Source organism: Lentzea sp. DG1S-22, from assembly GCF_036321065.1.
GTDB classification, from domain to species: domain Bacteria; phylum Actinomycetota; class Actinomycetes; order Mycobacteriales; family Pseudonocardiaceae; genus Lentzea; species Lentzea jiangxiensis.
Window position 1 is genome coordinate 7191000 of the sequence record NZ_CP143276.1, and the last position, 19515, is coordinate 7210514.

Consider the following 19515-nt stretch of genomic DNA (forward strand, 5'->3'; position numbering starts at 1 on the left):
TCTGAGCCATGGGCGCACAGATTCGGGAGCTCCGCCAACGGATCCGAACGGTCAACTCGACCAAGAAGATCACGAAGGCCTACGAGCTCATCGCGACGTCTCGCCTCGCGAAGGCGCAGACCAGGGTCGCGGCCTCCCGGCCGTACGCGGACGAGATCACGAACGTGCTCTCCGCGTTGGCCGAGGCCTCGGCGAACCTCGACCACCCGCTGCTGACGGAGCGCCCCAACCCGAAGCGCGCCGCGGTGCTGGTGATCACGAGCGACAAGGGCATGTGCGGCGGTTACAACGCCAACGTGCTCAAGGCGGCCGAGCAGCTGCTGCAGCTGCTCCGGTCCGAGGGCAAGGAGCCGGTGCTGTACGTGACCGGCCGCAAGGGCCAGGGCTACTACCAGTTCCGCCGCCGCGAGGTCACCGGGGCGTGGAGCGGGTTCTCGCAGACCCCGCACTACGTCAACGCCGTCGAGGCCGGTGACGCGCTGGTGGAGGCGTTCCTGGAGGGCACGGAGAACGGTGCGCAGGGCGTGGACGAGATCCACATCGTGTACACCGAGTTCAAGTCCATGCTGAGCCAGACGCCGACCGCCCGCCGTGTCGCGCCGATGGACGTCGAGTACACCGGCGAGACCTCCAAGGGTCCGCGCGCGGTGTACGACTTCGAGCCCAGCGCCGAGGCGCTGCTCGGCGCGATGCTGCCCAAGTACGTGAAGACTCGCCTGTTCTCCGCCATGCTGGAGGCGGCGGCTTCGGAGTCGGCTGCCCGTCGTACGGCCATGAAGGCCGCGACGGACAACGCGACGGAGCTGGTCCGGAACCTCAGCCGGGCGGCGAACTCGGCCCGTCAGGCCCAGATCACCCAGGAGATCAGCGAGATCGTCGGTGGCGCTGCCGCGCTTACCGGTGGCGCAGGAAGTGATGAGTGACATGAGTGCTACTGCCACCACCACCCGCACCGGCCGTGTGGTCCGGGTGATCGGTGCGGTCGTCGACGTGGAGTTCCCGCGCGACGCCGTGCCGGAGCTGTTCAACGCCCTGAACGTGGAGATCACGTTCGAGGCCGTCGCCAAGACGCTGACCCTCGAGGTCGCGCAGCACCTCGGCGACAACCTCGTCCGCACCATCTCGATGCAGCCGACCGACGGTCTCGTCCGCGGCGCTGTCGTCACCGACACCGGCACCGCGATCTCGGTGCCCGTCGGCGACGTCGTCAAGGGCCACGTCTTCAACGCCCTCGGCGACTGCCTCGACCAGCCGGGCCTCGGCCGCGACGGCGAGCAGTGGGGCATCCACCGCAAGGCTCCGTCGTTCGACCAGCTCGAGGGCAAGACCGAGATCCTGGAAACGGGCATCAAGGTCATCGACCTGCTCACCCCGTACGTCAAGGGCGGCAAGATCGGCCTGTTCGGCGGCGCGGGTGTCGGCAAGACCGTTCTGATCCAGGAGATGATCACGCGTATCGCGCGTGAGTTCTCCGGTACCTCCGTGTTCGCCGGCGTCGGCGAGCGCACCCGTGAGGGCACCGACCTCCTCCTGGAGATGGACGAGATGGGCGTCCTCCCGGACACCGCTCTCGTCTTCGGTCAGATGGACGAGCCGCCGGGCACGCGCATGCGCGTCGCCCTGTCCGCTCTGACGATGGCGGAGTACTTCCGCGACGTCCAGAACCAGGACGTGCTGCTCTTCATCGACAACATCTTCCGCTTCACCCAGGCGGGCTCCGAGGTGTCGACCCTGCTGGGCCGCATGCCTTCCGCCGTCGGTTACCAGCCGACGCTGGCGGACGAGATGGGTGAGCTCCAGGAGCGCATCACCTCGACCCGCGGTAAGTCGATCACGTCGCTGCAGGCCATCTACGTGCCCGCCGACGACTACACCGACCCCGCGCCGGCCACCACCTTCGCCCACCTGGACGCGACGACGGAGCTCTCCCGTCCGATCTCCCAGAAGGGCATCTACCCGGCCGTCGACCCGCTGTCGTCGTCGTCTCGAATCCTCGAGCCGTCGATCGTCGGCGAGGAGCACTACCGGGTCGCCCAGGAGGTGAAGCGAATCCTGCAGAAGTACAAGGAGCTGCAGGACATCATCGCCATCCTCGGTATGGACGAGCTCTCCGAGGAGGACAAGGTCCTCGTCGGTCGCGCTCGTCGCCTCGAGCGCTTCCTCGGCCAGAACTTCTTCGTCGCGGAGAAGTTCACCGGTCAGCCGGGTTCGTTCGTGCCGATCAAGGACACGGTCGAGGCGTTCGACCGCGTCTGCAAGGGCGAGTTCGACCACTTCCCGGAGCAGGCGTTCTTCTCCTGCGGCGGGTTGGACGACGTCGAGGCCAACGCCAAGAAGCTCGCCGGCAACTGAGCCAGCTGGCTTTGCCCAGGGCCGTCCCTCCTTTGTGGAGGGGCGGCCCTTCGCCTTTCCGCACGACATGACGTTTCCGTCCACTGGAAACAGCCCTCCCGGCCGCGGGTCCCAGGTCGCACGATGCACGGCATCACCAGGGCCCCTCAGCGAGGAGAGAGCGCGTGAACAAATGGGTGTTGCCGTTGTGCTGGACCGCGGTCCTGCTCGACGGCTTTGACCTCGTCGTGCTCGGCACGGTGATCCCGACGCTGTTGCAGGAGGGGGTCCTCACGACGGCGTCCGCCAGCGCGGTGTCCACGGCCGGGCTGGTCGGGATGATGCTCGGCGCGCTCGTCATCGGGACCGTCACCGACGTCATCGGGCGGCGCAAGGTGATGATCTGGGCCGTCGCCGGGTTCTCCGTGTTCACCCTCGCCTGTGCGGTGGCGCAGGACGCCACGACGTTCGGCGTCTTCCGGTTCCTCGCCGGGCTGGGGCTCGGCGGGTGCCTGCCCACGGCCATCGCGCTGGTCAACGAGGCCCGGCCGCGGCACGGCGGGCGGGCCACCACGCTCATCATGACCGGGTACCACGTCGGTGCCGTCATCACGGCGCTGCTGGGGATCGTGCTCATCCCGGACCTCGGCTGGCGGTCGCTGTTCGTGGTGGGGGCGTTGCCCGCGCTGGTGCTGATCCCGTTGATGGTCAAGCACCTGCCGGAGACGGTGGCGCGCAGGGCTCCGGCGCTGGAGGCGGTCGGGTCGTTGTTCAAGCCAGGGCTGCGGAAGGCGACGATCGCCTTCTGGGTGGCCTCGTTCATGGGGCTGTTGCTCGTGTACGGGCTCAACACGTGGCTGCCGCAGATCATGCGCAGCGCCGGGTACGAGCTCGGCACGGCGCTGGCGTTGTTGCTGACGCTCAACATCGGTGCCGTGGTGGGGCTGGTGGTCGCCGGTGCGGTGGCGGGCCGGATCGGGGTCCGGACGGCGGCCGTCGGGTGGTTCGGTGCGGCGGTGGTGTTCCTGGCGTTGCTGAGCATCAAGCTGCCCGGGTCCGGGGTGTACGTGGCCGTGTTCTCGGCCGGGTGCTTCGTGTTCAGCGCCCAGGTCCTCGTGTACGCGTACGCGGGGCGGGTCTACGAGGAGAACCGGGCCACGGGCATCGGGTGGGCCGCCGGGGTGGGGCGGTTGGGCGCCATCAGCGGGCCGTTGCTCGGCGGTGCGTTGCTCACGGCCGGGTTGGCGCATCCTTGGGGCTTCTACGCGTTTGCGCTCGTTGCGGCGTTGGGTGCAACGGCCGTTGGTGCGATTGGGCTGACGGCGAAATCGGTCGTGGGCCGGGCCGGGTGATGGCAAGGTCGGGGCATGGCCCGACATGCTCCGTACGACGATCCCGGGACGCCCGACGTTCGATCGCCAGGGCGGTACCTGTGGTGGCTCGTGTTCGCGCAACGGTGGCGGGTGCTGGCCGGCGCGTGGTGGGGGTCGCTGTGGATGTGCGGGCTGGTCGTGCCGCCCTACCTCATCTCACGGGCCATTGAGGACGGTCTGCGGGGCGGTGACCGAGTAGCGCTCGTGTGGTGGTGTGCAGCGCTCCTCGTGATGGCGGCGGTGCTGGCGCTTCTCGGGGTCGCGCGGCACCGCACGATGACGCTGGTGCGCACGGATGCCGCGTTGCGGACGGCGCAGGTCGTCGTCCGGCACGTCACGCGGCTCGGCGGGGTGGTGCGGCGCAAGCTGTCCACGGGCGAGCTGACGTACCTGCAGAACGGCGACACGCAACGGATCGCGCACGCGCTCACCAGCACCGGGCCCGGCGTCGGGGCGGTCATCGCGTACGGCGTCACGGCGGTGTTGCTGGTGCGGATCTCGCCGTTGATCGCGGTGGTGGTGCTGCTGGGGGTGCCGGTGCTCGCGGTGGTCACCGGGCCGGTGCTGCGGCGGCTGCACGTCGTGGAGGCCGGGTACCGCGGCAGCCAGGGGGAGCTGAGCTCGCGGGCCGGTGACATCGTCGGGGGTCTGCGGGTGCTGGCGGGCATCGGGGGGAAGCGGGCGTTCGAGGAGCGCTTCCGTGCGCAGTCGCGGGAGGTCCTGCGGGACGGCTACCGGGTCTCGGCGTCGCTCAGCTGGGTGCAGGCGCTGACGTGGGGGCTGCCCGCGCTGTTCTCCGCCGTGGTGACGTGGATCGTGGCGCGCAGGGTGGTCGCGGGGGAGATCTCCGTCGAGGACATGGTCGCGGTCTACCTGTACGTCACGACGCTGATCGTGCCCGTCAGCTTCTTCGTCGAGGGCGCGGACGCCATTCCGCGGGCGCTCGTCTCGGCACGGCGGGTCGTCGACGTCCTGCGGTTGCGACCGGAGGAGAAGGGCGGCGGGGAGGGAACGCTGGAGGTCGAGTCCGGTGCGCTGACGGTGGTCGTGCCGGCGAACGCCGCGCAGGCGCGGGAAGCCGTCGAACGGCTGCCGGGCGTGGTGGCGGACAACGACGACTACCTGTTCCCGGGGACGGTGCGCGAGGCGGTCTCGGTGGCCGAGCACGACGACCGCGAGCTCGAGGAGGCGTTGCACGCGGCGGCCGCCGTCGACGTCGTGGAGGCGATGCCGGACGGGCTCGACTCGCACCTGGAGTCGCAGGGGCGCAACGTCTCCGGCGGTCAGCGGCAACGGCTGCGGCTCGTGCGGGCGCTGCTGAGCGAACCGGAGCTGCTGGTGCTCGTGGAGCCGACGTCGGCGCTCGACGCGGTGACCGAAGCCGCTGTGGCGCAACGGGTTCGTGAGAAACGGCTGGGGCGGACCACGGTGGTCGTGTCGTCGTCGCCGTTGTGGGCGGGGCAGGCGGACCAGGTCGTGCACCTGGAGGGGAGCCGGTGAAGCGGCTTCCCGTCGCGGACCGGCGTGAGGTCCGGCGCGCGGCCGCGCGGCTGTTGCGCGGAGAACGGCGGGCGCTGGCCGTGGTGGTCGCGCTGACGGTGCTGACGGCGGCGTCCGGTCTCGTCGGGCCGTACCTGCTCGGCAAGGTCGTCGGCGGGGTGGAGGCCGGCACCCTCACGGTGTCCACTGTGGACTGGATCGCGCTGGGCGTGCTCGGTTCGGCCGTGGTGCACCTGGTGCTGGTGCGGTACAGCGCCTTGCTGGCCACTCGCCTCGGCGAACGGGTCCTGGCGTCGTTGCGCGAGGAGGCGGTGGCGCGCACGCTGGCGTTGCCCGCACGGGTGGTGGACCGGCTGAGCACGGGCGACCTGCTGAGCCGCGTGACGAGCGACGTCGGGGTCGTCGGCCAGGCCCTGCGGGACGCCGTGCCCGAGGTGCTCACCGGCGCCGTGCACCTGGTGGTGATCTACGCGGCGCTCTTCTGGCTGGACCCCGTGCTCGGTCTCGTCGCGCTGGCGGGTCTGCCGTTCGTGGCGTGGGCGCTGCGCTGGTACCTGGCCCGTGCGCGGCAGGCGTACCTCGCGGAGAGCGAGGCAGGCGGCGACGTCGCGGAGATCTCCGCCGCCGTCGGCGAGGGCAGCAGGACGATCGAGACCTACGGGCTGCGGGACCGGCTGGTGGCGGTCGCGGAGGCCGCGATCGCCCGGTCGTTCCGGACGCGGCTGCGGACCCTGCGGTTGCGGAACGTGCTGTTCCCGGTCGTCAGCTTCGCGAGCACCGTGCCGACCGCCCTGGTGCTGCTCTTCGGGGGCCTGTTCTACGCGGCGGACGCGGTGGGCGTCGAGCTCGTCGTCACGGGCGCGCTCTACGTGTGGCGGCTCGTGGAGCCGTTGGAGCGCATCATGTTCTGGGTCGAGTTCCTGCAACGCGGTGGTGCGTCGTTCGCCAGGGTCGAGGGGATCGGCGCCGACGTCGAGCCCGTGCCGGAGGTCGGTGAGCCGGACGGCGACCGCATCGAGGCGTCCGGCGTCCGCTACTCCTACGTGGACGGTCACGAGGTGCTCCACGGTGTCGACCTCGTCGTGCAGCCGGGGGAGAGGCTCGCGATCGTCGGGGTGTCGGGAGCCGGCAAGTCGACGCTGGGCAGGCTGGTCGCGGGCGTCGACCGGCCGGCGGCCGGATCGGTCCTGGTGGGCGGTGTGCCGGTCGCGGACCTCACGGCGGCGGGCGAACAGCGGATCGTGCTGGTGACGCAAGAACACCACGTGTTCATCGGCACGGTCAGGGACAACCTGGCGATGGCGGCTCCGGACGCTCCCGACGACAGGCTCGTCGAGGCTCTGCGGACGGTGGGCGCGAGCTGGTTCGACGACCTGCCGCGAGGCCTGGACACGTCGCTGGGCGCGGGCGGGCTGGAGCTCGACCCGGCGCAGGCGCAGCAGCTGGCGCTCGCGCGGGTGGAGGTCGCCGACCCGCACACGCTGGTGCTGGACGAGGCGACGTCCTCGCTCGACCCGGCCACGGCCAGGCACGCCGAGCGCGCGATCGCGGCTGTGCGCGAGAGACGCACGGTGATCGCGATCGCGCACCGGCTGCAGACGGCGCGCGACGCCGACCGGATCGCGGTCGTCGACGCCGGCCGGGTCGTGGAGCTGGGCTCCCACGACGACCTGGTCGCCAGGGACGGCACCTACGCGGCGCTCTGGCGTTCCTGGCACGGGTGATCAGGACAGCGGCACGACCGAGGAGAGGTCCCCGTGGCGCACCGTCACGTCCTTCGTGCCCGTGGGGCCAGCCAGGCGTGGATCCGTTCCCGCGGGCCGATGCGGCCGTCGAAGTCGGCGACGATCGTGCCCTGGCCGTCCGGCAACGGCACGACCACCGGCGTGCCCTTCACGGCCTTGCCGCCGAGCAGGGGGCGCTGAACGAGCCGGACGGTTCGTAGAGCGCGCCGTACAGCTCGCCGTACGCCTCGAACACCTCGGCATAGCGGCCGTCGGGCAGCCACGCGCAGACGCTCCACTCGCCTGTCGCGTCCCAGTCGACCACGTAGTCGAGCAAGCTCCGCTGTTGCAGGTCCCCCTGGGCGACGGCGCTTTCTCGGCAGGCCACCCCGGACCTCCGACGGGGCTGTCCGACGTGCACTGCCGACCGGACCAGCCGAGGCCGGGGTGCGGCACGAACGCCGCGTCCGGGCGCCACGCGAACCTGCCGCGCAGCGGCTCCGAGACGACGTCCTAGGGCAGCGGGGGGTGTTCGCGTGGACGAACACCGGCCGTTCGGACAGTTGTGCGCTGATCACGGCGACGCCCCCCGGTCCCGTCTCGGCCTCCCGCCACGTCCGGCTCAGCCGGTTGCCGGTGCCCCGCGCCGGGTTCACCGACCAGAACACCCCGCCGCCCAGGCCGAGGGCGAGGTACGTCGAGCCGTCCGGCCCGAACCGGTAGAGCCCGCTCTCCTGGCCGCGGTCGAGCTCGCGTTGCACGACGGCGCCGCCGGCGACCAGGCCCACCAGCACGCGGGACGAGGGATCGTCGCCCACCCGCACGGCTTGCGCGAGCAGGGCCGCCGGGCCGCTCGGGGTGGTCGCGGCCCAGAAGACGTTCGACGGACCCGTGAACTCCGTCACGTTCTCGTACGGTCGAAGGCCCGCGCTCTTCGAACGGCCCCACAGCGCTTGCACCTCGCTGATGAACGCCCTGTCGCCGGAGAGATCACCCGCGGTCGTCGCCGTCAGGCGCGCGCCGGCCGCGACCGCGGGTTCTGGGGAGGAGTCCGTCAGCACCACCCCGGTCGTCACCCCGCGAGCAAAGCCACCGCCGCGGTCAACGCCACCAGCCTGCGCGTGTGCCGCCGCCTGCCTCCCGCCATCACGCCCCCCACGAATCCCGGCCGCACGTCCAGGTCCGCCGTCGCGGCCTCCATCGCGCTCCTCAGCTCCACGTCAGCACCTGCTCACCCATCAGTTCCCGCAGGCGGGCGAGGCCCCGGGAGGTCTGGCTCTTCACCGTGCCGACCCCGCAGCCGAGCGCGCGGGCGGTGTCGGCCTCGTGAGGTCGTCGAAGTACCGCAGCACCAGGACGGCCCGCATCCTGCTCGGCAGCTGCGCCAGCGCGCACGACGCTGTCCGCGTCCACGACCTGTTGTTCGTGGCCTTTCGCCAGCGGCGTCTCCGCGTGCTCCATCGGTGCCTCCGGCTTGCGGGAGCGCCGTCGCCACCGGTTCGCGGCGGCGTTGGCCAGTGCCGCACGGACGTACGCCTCCGGTGAGTCCTGATACGACGCCACTTGCCGTACATGCCCATCAGGACGTCCTGCAGAATGTCCTCGGCGGCGCTTTTGTCCTAGCCGCACAGCAGGTAGGCGGTGCGCAACAACGCCTGTGAGCCCAACGCCACGAAGTCCTCGAAGTCCTGCATGTCCCCCTTCGGCGGTTGTCGTAGGTGCTGACACCGGGCGGGCGGCAGGGTTGTCAGGCGACCGTTTAGACTCAGTTCGACTCCAGACGACGAGGGAGATACGCGTGGCCGAGATGACCGTTGAACTGGTCGCCGTTGAACGCCGCCTGTGGTCCGGCACGGCCACCTCTGTTTCGGCACAGACGACCGAGGGCGAGATCGGCATCCTGCCCGGTCACGAGCCCGTTCTCGGTCAGCTGGTCGAGGGTGGCGTGGTGCGCATCCGCACGACGGACGGCGGCCTGGTGACCGCCGCCGTGCACGGTGGCTTCCTGTCCGTGACCGGCACCGGCGTGTCGATCCTCGCCGAGGACGCCGAGCTCGCGGGCGAGATCGACGTGAACGCGGCGCGGTCGGCGCTGCAGGACACGGACGACGCCGAGCGCGCACGTGCGGCAGCGCGCGTGCGGGCCGTGGAACAGTCGGCCTGAGACCGGGCGCGAGGGCCCAGCCGTGGGGATCACCGAAATCGCCGGACTGATCCTGCTCGGGGTGGCGATCGTCATCGCCTACTTCGCCTGGCGCCGCATCCGGCTGCTGCGCGAAGGTGGCGTGCACGTCGCGCTGCGCAGCAAGTTCGACGATCGCGGCCGTGGCTGGCACCTGGGGGTCGGGCACTACCGGGGCGACTCGTTCGCGTGGTTCCGGGTGCTGTCCCTCGGGTCGCGGCCCGACGAGCTGATCTCCCGGGACGGGCTCGAGATCGACGCCCGGCGTGAACCCACGGGGCCCGAGGCCTACGCCATGCCGGTGGGGGCGACGGTGCTGCGGTGCCGGTCCGCCTCCGGCGAGGTGGAGATCGCGATGGGACCGGACGCTCTGACCGGGTTCCTGTCCTGGTTGGAGTCGTCGCCTCCCGGGCGCTCGATCCCCTGGGCTTCCTGATGTGACGACGAAGGGCGCTTCCCGCTGAGGGAGGCGCCCTTCGTCGTGGTCAGGCGTTGCCGCCCGGCTTCCACAGCACGTCGCCGTCCGGGTTCGCCACCCGCGCCAGGATGAACAGCAGGTCCGACAGCCGGTTCAGGTACTTCGCCGTCAGCACGTTGGTGTGCTCGGCGTCGGCCTCGATCAGCGACCACGCGCGGCGCTCCGCCCTGCGGGCGATGGTGCGGGCCTGGTGCAGCAGGGCCGCGCCCGGCGTGCCGCCGTTGAGGATGAACGAGTCGAGCTTGCCCAGGCGTTCGTTGAACGTGTCGCAGTAGGTCTCCAGGCGGTCCACGTAGGCCTGGGTGACGCGCAGCGGCGGGTACTTCGGGTCCGGGACGATCGGGGTGCAGAGGTCCGCGCCCACGTCGAACAGGTCGTTCTGCACCTTGCGCACGACCTCGAAGACGTCCGGGGCCAGGTCGCCCAGTGCCAGCGCCACGCCGAGGGACGCGTTGGTCTCGTCGACGTCCGCGTACGCCTCGATGCGCGGATCGGTCTTCGGGACGCGGGAGAAGTCGCCCAGGCCGGTCGTGCCGTCGTCGCCGACTCGTGTGTAGATCTTGGTGAGATGCACCGCCATAACCGGCACTCTATGGGCGTACGTAGGATTGCCGCGTGAGCGAGCATTTCCGGGTACACGGTGGCGCACGTCTGGTCGGCGAAGTTGACGTCGTCGGCGCCAAGAACAGCGTCCTCAAGTTGATGGCGGCGGCCCTGCTCGCCGAGGGCACCACGACCATCACCAACTGCCCGGACATCCTCGACGTGCCGTTGATGGCCGACGCGCTGCGCAGCCTCGGGTGCGAGGTCGAGCTCGAAGGGGACGTGGCGAGGATCACGACCCCGGCCGAGCTCAGCTACCACGCCGACTCCGAGGCGATGGGCAAGCTGCGGGCGTCCATCTGCGTGCTCGGGCCGCTCGTCGGGCGGTGCAAGCGCGCGGTCGTGGCGCTGCCGGGTGGTGACGCGATCGGCTCGCGGCCGTTGGACATGCACCAGAGCGGTCTGGAGAAGCTCGGCGCCACGACCGGCATCGAGCACGGTTGCATCGTCGCCGAGGCCGAGGGGCTGCACGGCGCGCAGATCTGGCTCGACTTCCCCAGCATGGGGGCGACCGAGAACATCCTGATGGCGGCCGTCCTGGCCGACGGCACGACGGTCATCGACAACGCCGCGCGCGAGCCCGAGATCGTCGACCTCTGCCTGATGCTCACGCAGATGGGCGCGAAGGTCGAGGGCGCCGGCACGTCCACGTTGACCGTGCACGGCGTCAAGGAGCTCAAGCCGACCGAGCACCGCGTCATCGGCGACCGGATCGTGGGCGCCACCTGGGGCTTCGCCGCCGCCATGACGCGGGGCGACGTGCGGGTGCGCGGTGTGAACCCGCACCACCTCGACCTGGTGCTCGAGAAGCTGCGCATGGCCGGCGCCGAGGTCACCGTCTACGAGGGTGAGGACGAGGGCTTCCGCGTCGTCATGGACGGTCGTCCGAAGGCCGTCGACTTCGTGACGCTGCCCTACCCCGGCTTCGCCACGGACAACCAGCCGTTCGCGATCGCGCTGTCGGCCGTCGCCGAGGGCACGTCGATGATCACCGAGAACCTGTTCGAGGCGCGGTTCCGGTTCATCGACGAGATGATCCGCCTCGGGGCCGACGCGCGCACGGACGGGCATCACGCCGTCATCCGCGGCGTCGAGCAGCTGTCCAGCGCGCCCGTGTGGGCTTCGGACATCCGTGCGGGTGCGGGGCTCGTCCTCGCCGGTCTGTGCGCGGACGGGGCCACCGAGGTCTACGAGATCTTCCACATCGAGCGCGGCTACCCCGGGTTCGTGGAGAACCTCCGCAAGCTCGGTGCCAACGTGGAGCGCGTGAGCTCCTAGGTCTTGAGCACGAGCCGCGCGTTCGCGACGTCCGACGGGAACACCATCACCTGGTAGGGCGCGTTCCGCGAACGCGTGGCCCGCACGCCGTTCCTCTTCAGCTTCTGCACGATGACGTTCGCGGCCTCCTCGGTGGGCACGACGGCCACCTCGCTCAGCAACCCGAAGTCCGTGCCGTCCAGATCCGGCACGGGCCTCCTGTCGTTGCCCACGAAGTACCGCAGCACCAGTGCCAGCAGGCCTAGGACCGCGAACACGACCACGGTCTGGTAGATCCCCGTCACGTCTTCATCATGCTCCTTCTGGTCTCGATTCAGTGAGCAAGCGCACGCGCGGCAGCGGTTACCGGCCAGTACGCTCCGATGAACGACGATGTGGGAGGTTGCTGTGCCGTATCCAGCTGACCGCGAACGCGACCGCCCCTGGGTGATGCGGACGTACGCGGGTCACTCCTCGGCGGCGGCATCCAACGCCCTCTACCGCCGGAACCTCGCGAAGGGCCAGACGGGTCTGTCGGTGGCGTTCGACCTGCCGACGCAGACGGGCTACGACCCCGACGACGAGCTCGCCAAGGGCGAGGTCGGCAAGGTCGGTGTGCCCATCAGCCACATCGGCGACATGCGCCAGCTCTTCGACCAGATCCCGCTCGCCGGCGCCAACACGTCGATGACGATCAACGCGACGGCCATGTGGCTGCTCGCGCTCTACGTCACCGTGGCGGAGGAGCAGGGCGCGGACCCGTCGGCGCTCGCCGGCACGACGCAGAACGACATCATCAAGGAGTACCTGTCCCGCGGCACGTACGTGTTCCCGCCGGGGCCGTCGCTGCGGCTGATCACCGACATGGTCGCGTGGACCGTGTCGAACGTGCCGAAGTGGAACCCGATCAACATCTGCAGCTACCACCTCCAGGAGGTCGGCGCGACGCCGGCGCAGGAGGTCGCGTACGCGATGTGCACGGCGATCGCGGTCCTCGACTCGGTGCGCGACTCCGGTCAGGTGCCGCAGGAGAAGTTCGAGGACGTCGTCGCCCGCATCTCCTTCTTCGTGAACGCCGGTGTGCGGTTCATCGAGGAGATGTGCAAGATGCGCGCGTTCGCCCAGTTGTGGGACGAGATCACGCGTGAGCGCTACGGCGTCGAGAACCCGAAGCACCGCCGGTTCCGCTACGGCGTGCAGGTCAACTCGCTCGGCCTCACCGAGGCGCAGCCGGAGAACAACGTCCAGCGCATCGTGCTGGAGATGCTCGCGGTGTCGTTGTCCCGCAACGCCCGTGCGCGTGCGATCCAGCTGCCGGCGTGGAACGAGGCGTTGGGCCTGCCGCGTCCGTGGGACCAGCAGTGGGCGTTGCGCATGCAGCAGGTGCTCGCCTACGAGACGGACCTGCTGGAGTACGAGGACATCTTCGACGGCTCGCCGGTCATCGAGGCGAAGGTGGACGAGATCCTCGCCGGTGCGCGCGAGGAGATCGACCGCGTGCAGGCGATGGGCGGTGCCGTCGCGGCCGTCGAGTCCGGCTACATGAAGTCGCAGCTCGTGTCGTCGCTCGCTGATCGGCGTCGTCGCGTCGAGTCCGGCGAAGAGGTCGTCGTCGGCGTCAACAAGTTCGACACGACCGAGCCGTCGCCGTTGCAGGCCGAGGGCGCGAACGCCATCGAGACCATCGACCCGGTCGTCGAGCTGCACGCCGTCGAGGCGATCCGGCAGTGGCGCGCTTCCCGGGACAACGCCGCGGTCGAGGCGTCGCTGGACGCCTTGCGCGAGGCCGCGAAGACCGAGCAGAACCTCGTCGAGGTGACGCTGGCGTGCGCGCGTGCCGGTGTCACTACGGGCGAGTGGTCGCAGGCCCTGCGCGAGACCTTCGGCGAATACCGTGCGCCGACCGGCGTTTCCGGTGCCTCGGCGTCGGGCGAGGCGGGCTCGGAGATCGCCCGGGTGCGCGACCGGGTGCGCGCGACCGGTGAGGAGCTCGGCGAACGGCTGCGCATGCTCGTCGGCAAGCCGGGGCTCGACGGGCACTCCAACGGTGCCGAGCAGGTCGCCGTGCGGGCCCGCGACGTCGGCTTCGAGGTCGTCTACCAGGGCATCCGCCTGACGCCGTCGCAGATCGTGTCCGCGGCCGTGCAGGAGGACGTGCACGTCGTCGGCCTGTCGATCCTGTCCGGGTCGCACCTCGAGGTCGTGCCCGCGGTGGTCGACGGGCTGCGTGCGGCCGGTGCCGGGGACATCCCGGTGATCGTCGGCGGCATCATCCCGCCGGACGACGCCCGGAAGCTGCGCGAGCGGGGCGTGGCGCGGGTGTTCACGCCCAAGGACTACGAGCTGACCGAGATCATGGACGAGATCGTCACCGTGATCCGGGAGGTGCGCTCTCCCGCGTAGGGCTTTACTGTCGCGGAATGGTGGACGTTTCGCGGGACGGGTCGGTCGTCCGGATCACGATGAACCGCGTGGCCAAGCGCAACGCGCTGTCGGCGGAACACCTCGCGGAGTTGCTGGGGGCGTTCCGCGAGGTGCGCACGTCCGACGCGGCGGGCATCGTGCTCGGCGCCGAGGGGCCGGTGTTCTCCGCGGGACATGACTTCGCGGATCTGCACGCACGCGATGAGGAAGGTGTGCGGCTGCTGCTGGAGCTGTGCACCGTGCTGATGAAGACCGTCCAGTCCGCGCCGCAGGTCGTGATCGCGCGCGTGCAGGGACTGGCGACGGCGGCCGGGTGCCAGCTGGTGGCCTCGTGCGACCTCGCGGTGGCGGCGGACACCGCCGGGTTCTCGTTGCCCGGCGGCAAAGCGGGCTGGTTCTGCCACACGCCCGCGGTGCCGGTGGCCCGGTCGATCGGGCGCAAGCGGCTGATGGAGCTGGCGCTCACCGGTGACGTGATCGACGCGGCCACGGCGGTGGAGTGGGGCCTGGTCAACCGCGCGGTGCCCGCGGACGAGCTGGACGCCGCCACCGACGACCTGCTCGCGCGTGCGACGCGGGGGAGCCGGGTGTCGAAGGCCATCGGCAAGCGCACGATCTACGCGCAGCTGGACCGGCCCGAGATCGACGGCTACGAGATCGCGTTGTCCGTCATGGCCGAGACCTCGCAGTCCCCGTCAGCCAAAGAGGGGCGGGCGTCGTTCCTGGAGAAGCGTTCTCCCGTGTGGCCCGACTAGTCGCGAGGAGCTTCAGCGCGTCGGCGTCCGGACCCGGTTCCGCCTGGTAGACCACCAGGAACTGGCCGGGCGCCTCCCGCACGTCGAACGAGTGGTAGGTCAGCTTCACCCGGCCGACCGCCGGGTGCGCGAACTCCTTGGCGTCCTGCGTCTTCCCGCGCACCTCGTGGTTCTCCCAGAGCTCCTTGAACACCGGGTTGCCGCTGAGCTCCGCGACCATCCGCCCCAGTCGCGGGGAGGTCGGGTCGGCCGTCAGCCGCAGGTTGCCGACCGTGCTCTGCGCGACCCAGTTCCAGCGCGGGTAGAAGCTCGCGGCGGCGGGGTCGAGGAACGCCATCCTGGCCAGGTTGTCGGCGGGCGTGAACGGCTCGTACAGGGCGTCCGCGAGCGCGTTCGTCGCGAGCAGGTCGAGGTAGGAGCTCATCACGAACGCCGGCATGTCGTGCAGGCCGCTGATGAGGCGCCGCAGCTCGGGGCTGACCTTGTCGGACGAGTGGCCCTCGTCCGCGACGACCCCGGCGAGGCGGTGCAGGTGCGCGCGGGCGTCGGTATCGAGCTTCAGCGCGCGGCTGAGGGCGTCGAGGACCTGCGCCGACGGGTTGGTCTCGCGGCCCTGCTCCAAGCGGGCGTAGTAGTCGGCGCTCACCCCGGCGAGCACGGCGACCTCCTCGCGCCGCAGGCCCTTGACCTTGCGCTGGGTGTGACTCGGCAGACCCGCGTCCTGGGGGTTGACGCGGGCGCGGTGCGCTTTCAGGAACTCCCCGAGCATGGTTCCGAGCCTAAGCGCTGCGTTCGTGTGTTGCCCGGGTGTGCCACACCTAGGGAGAAGGTGTCCTGGTCGGCCGCGGGTTTCGCGTCGAGTGTCGTGGCCATGAGCAAAGTCGTTCTGATCAGTGGAGCTTCCAGCGGTATCGGCGAGGCCACGGCCCGCATTCTCGCGAAGGCGGGGCACGAGGTGTTCCTCGGCGCCCGGCGCGAAGACCGGCTGGCGGCGCTGGCGTCCGAGATCGGTGCCGCCTACGCGCCACTGGACGTGACCTCGCGCGAGTCGTTCCAGTCCTTCGTGGACGCCGCCGTCGACCGGTACGGCCGTGTCGACGTGCTGGTGAACAACGCCGGCGTGATGCCGTTGTCCCTAATGGACTCGTTGAAGGTCGACGAGTGGGACCGCATGGTGGACGTGAACATCAAGGGGGTGCTGAACGGCATCGCCGCCGTGCTGCCCCGGTTCACCGGCGGCCACGGCCACGTCGTCAACGTCGCCTCGATCGGCGCGCACCTGGTCACGCCCACGGCCGCGGTGTACTGCGCGACCAAGTACGCGGTGTGGGCGTTGTCCGAGGGACTGCGCCAGGAACGCGACGACCTGCGGGTCACGGTGATCTCCCCCGGTGTCACGGAGTCGGAGCTCGCGGGCACCATCACCGAGGACTACGCGGCGTCGTTCATGGAGGAGTACCGCAAGAACGCGCTGCCCGCGTCGGCGATCGGGGATGCCATCGCGTACGCGATCTCGCAGCCCTCGGAGGTCGACGTCAACGAGATCGTCGTGCGGCCGGTCACGACGCGTTAGGCGCCGGTCGTCGAGCCCGGCCGGAGGATCATCAGCACGGTCACGGTCGCCCAGAGCAGGTTGAACACGCCCGTGTACATCGCCAGGTGCTTGATGTCGTTGGTCTTCAACGCCTTCTCCTGGCCGGGCAGGACCTTCAGCGCGAGCACGAACGCGGCGGCGGTGGTGAGCGCGATCGACACGACCACCCAGGGGTGGCCGGTCACGCCCATCACGCCCGCCGTCGCGAACCCGAAGACCGGCACGGAGATGCCGATGACGGCGTAGACGCGGCAGATCCGGTGCAGCAGCTCGGGGTTGCCGCCGGTCCTCACGGCCTTCGGGAACATGCTGGCGGCGACCGTCACCGGACCGATGGCGATGATCGCGGCCAGGACGTGCAGCGAGAGGAAGAGCTTGCTCACGCGGCCCTCCACACCGTGCCGCGGCGTTCGTGCGCGAACAGCTGCTCGACCTCGAAGGCCTTCCTGGCGCCCACTTCGCGTTCGAGGAGGTACAGGCCGAGGTCCACACCCGAGGTCACGCCGGCGGCCGTGACCAGGTCGCCGTCCTCGACGACGCGGGCCGCAACCGCGTTCACACCGAAGCTCGCGAGGGCTTCCAGCCCGAGGTGGTTGGTCGTGGCGGTGCGCCCCTCCAGCAGCCCGGCCATCGCCAGCACCAGCGAGCCGCCGCACACCGTCGCCACCGTGACGCCGTCCCGGTCCAGCGCCTGCCGCACCGGGGCGGCGAGAGCCGGCGCCGCCGCGGCCAGCAGCGCGAGGACCTCCTCGTCCGTGCGCGCCGCGGCACCGGGAACCAGCACGATCCCGGGCTCATTCGCGTCGAGCTCCCCGGTGGCCCGGAGGGAGAAGCCCACGCCGCTCGGCACCTCGCGCGGGCCCTCGGCCGTGACCAGCTCGGCCTGGATCCCGCCGGCGGTCAGCGTCTCGTACGGGCCGATCGCGTCCAACGGGTCGAAGCCGTCGAACAACACCACTTGAGCTTTCACTTCGTCTTACTCCTCGCGTCGGTGATCACACCGTAGGAGCGCGGGTGCCGTGGCAGAACTGGCTGGAATGCCATGTTCCAACGGATTCTCGCCAGCTAGGGTGGTGGACGTGCACGAGGTGGCAGTGGTGGCGATGGACAGCGTGGTCCCGTTCGACTTCGCGACGCCGGTCGACGCGTTCAACTGGACCGGGCAGTACCGGGTGCGCGTCTGCGGTCCGAAGAGGACGGTCGACGCGGGCTGTTTCGAGATCAAGGTCCCGCACGGCCTGGAGATCCTGTCCGAAGTGGACACGATCATGCTGCCGGGTCACGACCCCGGCATGGCCGTGCCCGGGCCGGTGCTCGAGGCGTTGCGGAAGGCGGCGGCACGAGGTGCCCGGATCGCGTCGATCTGCACGGGCGCGTTCGTGTTCGCGGAAACCGGGCTGCTGGACGGCCTTCGCGTGACCACGCACTGGCTGGGCGCCGAGGAGCTGGCCGCGCGCTACCCGGCGCTGGAGGTCGACCCGGACGTGCTCTACGTCGACAACGGCCAGTTCCTGACGTCCGCCGGTGCCGCGGCGGGACTCGACCTGTGCCTGCACATGATCCGGCGCGACCACGGGTCGGCGGTGGCGGCCGACGCGGCGCGGTTCGCCGTCATGCCACTGGAGAGGGAAGGCGGGCAGGCGCAGTTCATCGCGACCCCGCCCGTGGCGCCCCAGGGAGCCGAGCTCGAGCCGCTGCTGAAGTGGATGGAGGCCAACGCAGCGCGCGAGCTGACGCTGGACGAGCTCGCGCGCCAGGCCGGGATGAGCACGCGGACGTTGAACCGGCGCTTCCGCGAGCAGACCGGGACGACGCCGTTGCAGTGGCTGCACCGGGCCCGCGTCCGGCAGGCGCAGCACCTGCTGGAGACGACGAAGGAGTCCGTGGAGCTGATCGCGAGCAGGGTCGGCTTCGGCTCGGCCACGGCGTTCCGCGACAGGTTCAAGCGGATCGCCGGCACCTCACCGCAGAGCTACCGGTCGGCGTTCCAGGGCTGCCGCGACTAGGGCTGCGCGTTCTCGTGCAGCAGCAGGAGGGTGTAGGCGGCGATCGACTGCGCGTCGGTGATCTCGCCCTGGGCGATCATCGCCTCGAACTCGGCGCGCGGGAACCACCGCGAGCGCATGTCCTGCTCCTCGTGCTCCCGCTCGTGGAACCCCTCGGTGAGCTCCGTGGCGAGGAAGACGCGGCCGCGCTGCGACGACATGCCGGGCGCGACGTCGAGCAGCCCCAGCTCGACCATCCGCCCGGCGCGCAACCCGGTCTCCTCCCGCAGCTCGCGGCGTGCGAGCTCCAGCGGGTCGGAGTCCTCCCGGTCGGGCGCGGTGCCCTGCGGGAACTCCCAGCGGCGCAGGCCGAGCGGGTAGCGGAACTGCTCGACGAGCCGCAGGCGTTCCCCGTCGAGCGGGATGACCAGTGCGAAGTCGGGCTTGTCGACCACGCCGTAGATGCCGTTCGAACCGTCCGCGCGTCGGATCTCGTCCTCGCGAACGGTCATCCACGGGTTTGCGTACACCTGACGGGTGCCGAGGCTTTCCACGGCACGGACCGTACCTAACGACCCGTTTCTGGACACACCCCGTAGCCTGTCGCGGTGCGTCTCGTCATCGCTCGCTGCAAGGTCGACTACGTAGGCCGACTCACCGCCCATCTGCCGATGGCCCAGCGCTTGCTGCTCATCAAAGCCGACGGTTCGGTGTCGATCCACTCCGACGACCGCGCGTACAAGCCGTTGAACTGGATGAGCCCGCCCTGCTGGCTGATCGAGGACCCGGACATCTGGACGGTGCAGAACAAGGCGGGGGAGAAGCTGATCATCACCCTCGAAGAGGTGCTGCACGACTCCAAGCACGAGCTCGGCCCGGAGCCCGGCCTGCAGAAGGACGGCGTCGAAGCCGACCTGCAGAAGCTCCTCGCCGAGCACGTCACCACCCTGGGCGACGGCTGGACGCTGGTGCGCCGCGAGTTCCCGACCCCGATCGGCCCGGTCGACCTGATGTGCCGCGACTCCGCCGGCGCGTCGGTCGCCGTGGAGATCAAGCGCCGCGGCGAGATCGACGGCGTCGAGCAGCTGACCCGGTACCTGGAGCTGCTGAACCGCGACCCGCTGCTCGCGCCGGTGTCCGGTGTGTTCGCGGCGCAGCAGATCAAGCCGCAGGCGCGGACGCTGGCCGAGGACCGCGGGATCCGGTGCGTGGTGCTGGACTACGACGCGTTGCGCGGGATCGAGCCGGACGAGTTCCGGCTGTTCTGACCGTTCCGGCTCGCGACGAACCCCGCACCACCGGTGCGGGG

General features: G+C 70.5%; 24 protein-coding genes. 14 read left to right on the forward strand and 10 right to left on the reverse strand.

Annotated elements, in window-relative coordinates; all coding sequences use genetic code 11:
• Nucleotides 1–8 precede the first annotated feature (8 nt).
• From V1227_RS34100 to V1227_RS34120, 5 genes are all read left to right on the forward strand, one after another.
• The gene (locus tag V1227_RS34100; protein WP_329789329.1) at nt 9–923 is read left to right on the forward strand and encodes a F0F1 ATP synthase subunit gamma; all 915 of its coding nucleotides are present in this window, start codon (nt 9–11) and stop codon (nt 921–923) included.
• On the forward strand, nt 916–2352 hold the full coding sequence (atpD, locus tag V1227_RS34105) for a F0F1 ATP synthase subunit beta (protein ID WP_329789330.1): 1437 nt from the start codon (nt 916–918) through the stop codon (nt 2350–2352). The genes V1227_RS34100 and atpD overlap by 8 nt, the downstream gene beginning before the upstream one ends.
• Nucleotides 2353–2516: 164 nt before the next feature.
• A complete protein-coding gene (locus V1227_RS34110) occupies nt 2517–3683 on the forward strand; it encodes an MFS transporter (protein WP_329789331.1) in 1167 nt (388 codons plus the stop codon).
• Between the two features lie 15 nt (nt 3684–3698).
• Nucleotides 3699–5204 (forward strand): ABC transporter ATP-binding protein, encoded by a 1506-nt coding sequence (locus V1227_RS34115; protein WP_329789332.1) that lies wholly within the window; start codon nt 3699–3701, stop codon nt 5202–5204.
• Nucleotides 5201–6928: an ABC transporter ATP-binding protein gene (locus tag V1227_RS34120; RefSeq protein WP_329789333.1), complete on the forward strand. Its 1728-nt coding sequence runs from the start codon at nt 5201–5203 to the stop codon at nt 6926–6928. Before V1227_RS34115 ends, V1227_RS34120 begins: the two co-directional genes overlap by 4 nt.
• Before the next feature lie 44 nt (nt 6929–6972).
• On the opposite strand, the gene V1227_RS34125 is transcribed toward V1227_RS34120, so the two are convergent.
• Nucleotides 6973–7101, reverse strand: a complete 129-nt coding sequence (locus V1227_RS34125) for a hypothetical protein (protein WP_329789334.1) — start codon at nt 7099–7101, stop codon at nt 6973–6975.
• Entirely contained in the window at nt 7098–7316 is a 219-nt protein-coding gene (locus V1227_RS34130) for a hypothetical protein (protein WP_329789335.1), read from the reverse strand. Before V1227_RS34130 ends, V1227_RS34125 begins: the two co-directional genes overlap by 4 nt.
• Before the next feature lie 140 nt (nt 7317–7456).
• On the opposite strand from V1227_RS34130, the gene V1227_RS34135 reads away from it, so the two are divergent.
• Complete coding sequence (locus V1227_RS34135) at nt 7457–7651, forward strand: hypothetical protein (RefSeq protein WP_329789336.1); 195 nt, start codon at nt 7457–7459, stop codon at nt 7649–7651.
• Between the two features lie 349 nt (nt 7652–8000).
• Here V1227_RS34135 and V1227_RS34140 read toward each other — a convergent pair whose 3' ends face one another.
• Together V1227_RS34140 and V1227_RS34145 are read right to left on the reverse strand one after the other, a co-directional pair.
• Nucleotides 8001–8147, reverse strand: a complete 147-nt coding sequence (locus tag V1227_RS34140) for a hypothetical protein (RefSeq protein WP_329789337.1) — start codon at nt 8145–8147, stop codon at nt 8001–8003.
• Complete coding sequence (locus V1227_RS34145; protein ID WP_329789338.1) at nt 8138–8491, reverse strand: hypothetical protein; 354 nt, start codon at nt 8489–8491, stop codon at nt 8138–8140. Before V1227_RS34145 ends, V1227_RS34140 begins: the two co-directional genes overlap by 10 nt.
• 244 nt (nt 8492–8735) lie before the next feature.
• Here V1227_RS34145 and V1227_RS34150 point away from each other — a divergent pair, with 244 nt between their 5' ends.
• Both V1227_RS34150 and V1227_RS34155 read left to right on the forward strand, forming a co-directional pair.
• Nucleotides 8736–9092 carry a F0F1 ATP synthase subunit epsilon gene (locus tag V1227_RS34150; protein ID WP_176959606.1) on the forward strand — a complete coding sequence of 119 codons (357 nt, stop codon included), beginning with the start codon at nt 8736–8738 and terminating at the stop codon, nt 9090–9092.
• Between the two features lie 22 nt (nt 9093–9114).
• The gene (locus V1227_RS34155) at nt 9115–9546 is read left to right on the forward strand and encodes a DUF2550 domain-containing protein (RefSeq protein ID WP_329789339.1); all 432 of its coding nucleotides are present in this window, start codon (nt 9115–9117) and stop codon (nt 9544–9546) included.
• Between the two features lie 49 nt (nt 9547–9595).
• On the opposite strand, the gene V1227_RS34160 is transcribed toward V1227_RS34155, so the two are convergent.
• On the reverse strand, nt 9596–10168 hold the full coding sequence (locus V1227_RS34160) for a cob(I)yrinic acid a,c-diamide adenosyltransferase (RefSeq protein WP_329789340.1): 573 nt from the start codon (nt 10166–10168) through the stop codon (nt 9596–9598).
• A 35-nt stretch (nt 10169–10203) separates the two neighbouring features.
• Between V1227_RS34160 and murA the strand changes: the two genes are divergently transcribed.
• Entirely contained in the window at nt 10204–11469 is a 1266-nt protein-coding gene (gene murA / locus V1227_RS34165; RefSeq protein ID WP_090095227.1) for a UDP-N-acetylglucosamine 1-carboxyvinyltransferase, read from the forward strand.
• Here the strand turns inward: murA and V1227_RS34170 are convergent.
• Nucleotides 11466–11753, reverse strand: a complete 288-nt coding sequence (locus V1227_RS34170) for a hypothetical protein (RefSeq protein WP_329789341.1) — start codon at nt 11751–11753, stop codon at nt 11466–11468. The genes murA and V1227_RS34170 overlap by 4 nt on opposite strands.
• A 103-nt stretch (nt 11754–11856) precedes the next feature.
• On the opposite strand from V1227_RS34170, the gene V1227_RS34175 reads away from it, so the two are divergent.
• The gene (locus V1227_RS34175) at nt 11857–13851 is read left to right on the forward strand and encodes a protein meaA (protein WP_329789342.1); all 1995 of its coding nucleotides are present in this window, start codon (nt 11857–11859) and stop codon (nt 13849–13851) included.
• Nucleotides 13852–13868: 17 nt separating this feature from the next.
• Nucleotides 13869–14627, forward strand: a complete 759-nt coding sequence (locus V1227_RS34180; protein WP_329789343.1) for an enoyl-CoA hydratase-related protein — start codon at nt 13869–13871, stop codon at nt 14625–14627.
• Here the strand turns inward: V1227_RS34180 and V1227_RS34185 are convergent.
• On the reverse strand, nt 14542–15396 hold the full coding sequence (locus V1227_RS34185) for a helix-turn-helix transcriptional regulator (protein ID WP_329789344.1): 855 nt from the start codon (nt 15394–15396) through the stop codon (nt 14542–14544). The genes V1227_RS34180 and V1227_RS34185 overlap by 86 nt on opposite strands.
• 102 nt (nt 15397–15498) lie before the next feature.
• Here V1227_RS34185 and V1227_RS34190 point away from each other — a divergent pair, with 102 nt between their 5' ends.
• Entirely contained in the window at nt 15499–16200 is a 702-nt protein-coding gene (locus V1227_RS34190; protein ID WP_329789345.1) for an SDR family oxidoreductase, read from the forward strand.
• Here the strand turns inward: V1227_RS34190 and V1227_RS34195 are convergent.
• Entirely contained in the window at nt 16197–16604 is a 408-nt protein-coding gene (locus V1227_RS34195; protein ID WP_236216490.1) for a hypothetical protein, read from the reverse strand. The two genes, V1227_RS34190 and V1227_RS34195, sit on opposite strands and share 4 nt — an antisense overlap.
• Nucleotides 16601–17191 (reverse strand): DJ-1/PfpI family protein, encoded by a 591-nt coding sequence (locus V1227_RS34200; RefSeq protein ID WP_236216488.1) that lies wholly within the window; start codon nt 17189–17191, stop codon nt 16601–16603. Before V1227_RS34200 ends, V1227_RS34195 begins: the two co-directional genes overlap by 4 nt.
• Before the next feature lie 109 nt (nt 17192–17300).
• On the opposite strand from V1227_RS34200, the gene V1227_RS34205 reads away from it, so the two are divergent.
• A complete protein-coding gene (locus V1227_RS34205) occupies nt 17301–18227 on the forward strand; it encodes a GlxA family transcriptional regulator (RefSeq protein ID WP_329789346.1) in 927 nt (308 codons plus the stop codon).
• On the opposite strand, the gene V1227_RS34210 is transcribed toward V1227_RS34205, so the two are convergent.
• Nucleotides 18224–18760, reverse strand: coding sequence for an NUDIX hydrolase (locus V1227_RS34210; protein WP_329789347.1), 537 nt, complete (start codon nt 18758–18760; stop codon nt 18224–18226). The genes V1227_RS34205 and V1227_RS34210 overlap by 4 nt on opposite strands.
• A 54-nt stretch (nt 18761–18814) precedes the next feature.
• On the opposite strand from V1227_RS34210, the gene nucS reads away from it, so the two are divergent.
• Entirely contained in the window at nt 18815–19474 is a 660-nt protein-coding gene (gene nucS, locus V1227_RS34215; RefSeq protein ID WP_329789348.1) for an endonuclease NucS, read from the forward strand.
• The last annotated feature ends 41 nt before the right edge of the window (nt 19475–19515 follow it).

Excerpts from the sequence above, each read along its gene's own strand:
- V1227_RS34100 (WP_329789329.1), top strand. The coding sequence starts at position 9 with ATGGGCGCACAGATTCGGGAGCTCCGCCAACGGATCCGAACGGTCAAC.
- V1227_RS34180 (WP_329789343.1), top strand. The coding sequence starts at position 13,869 with ATGGTGGACGTTTCGCGGGACGGGTCGGTCGTCCGGATCACGATGAAC.
- V1227_RS34160 (WP_329789340.1), bottom strand. The coding sequence starts at position 10,168 with ATGGCGGTGCATCTCACCAAGATCTACACACGAGTCGGCGACGACGGC.
- V1227_RS34185 (WP_329789344.1), bottom strand. The coding sequence starts at position 15,396 with ATGCTCGGGGAGTTCCTGAAAGCGCACCGCGCCCGCGTCAACCCCCAG.
- V1227_RS34190 (WP_329789345.1), top strand. The coding sequence starts at position 15,499 with ATGAGCAAAGTCGTTCTGATCAGTGGAGCTTCCAGCGGTATCGGCGAG.
- V1227_RS34115 (WP_329789332.1), top strand. The coding sequence starts at position 3,699 with ATGGCCCGACATGCTCCGTACGACGATCCCGGGACGCCCGACGTTCGA.
- atpD (WP_329789330.1), top strand. The coding sequence starts at position 916 with ATGAGTGACATGAGTGCTACTGCCACCACCACCCGCACCGGCCGTGTG.
- V1227_RS34150 (WP_176959606.1), top strand. The coding sequence starts at position 8,736 with ATGACCGTTGAACTGGTCGCCGTTGAACGCCGCCTGTGGTCCGGCACG.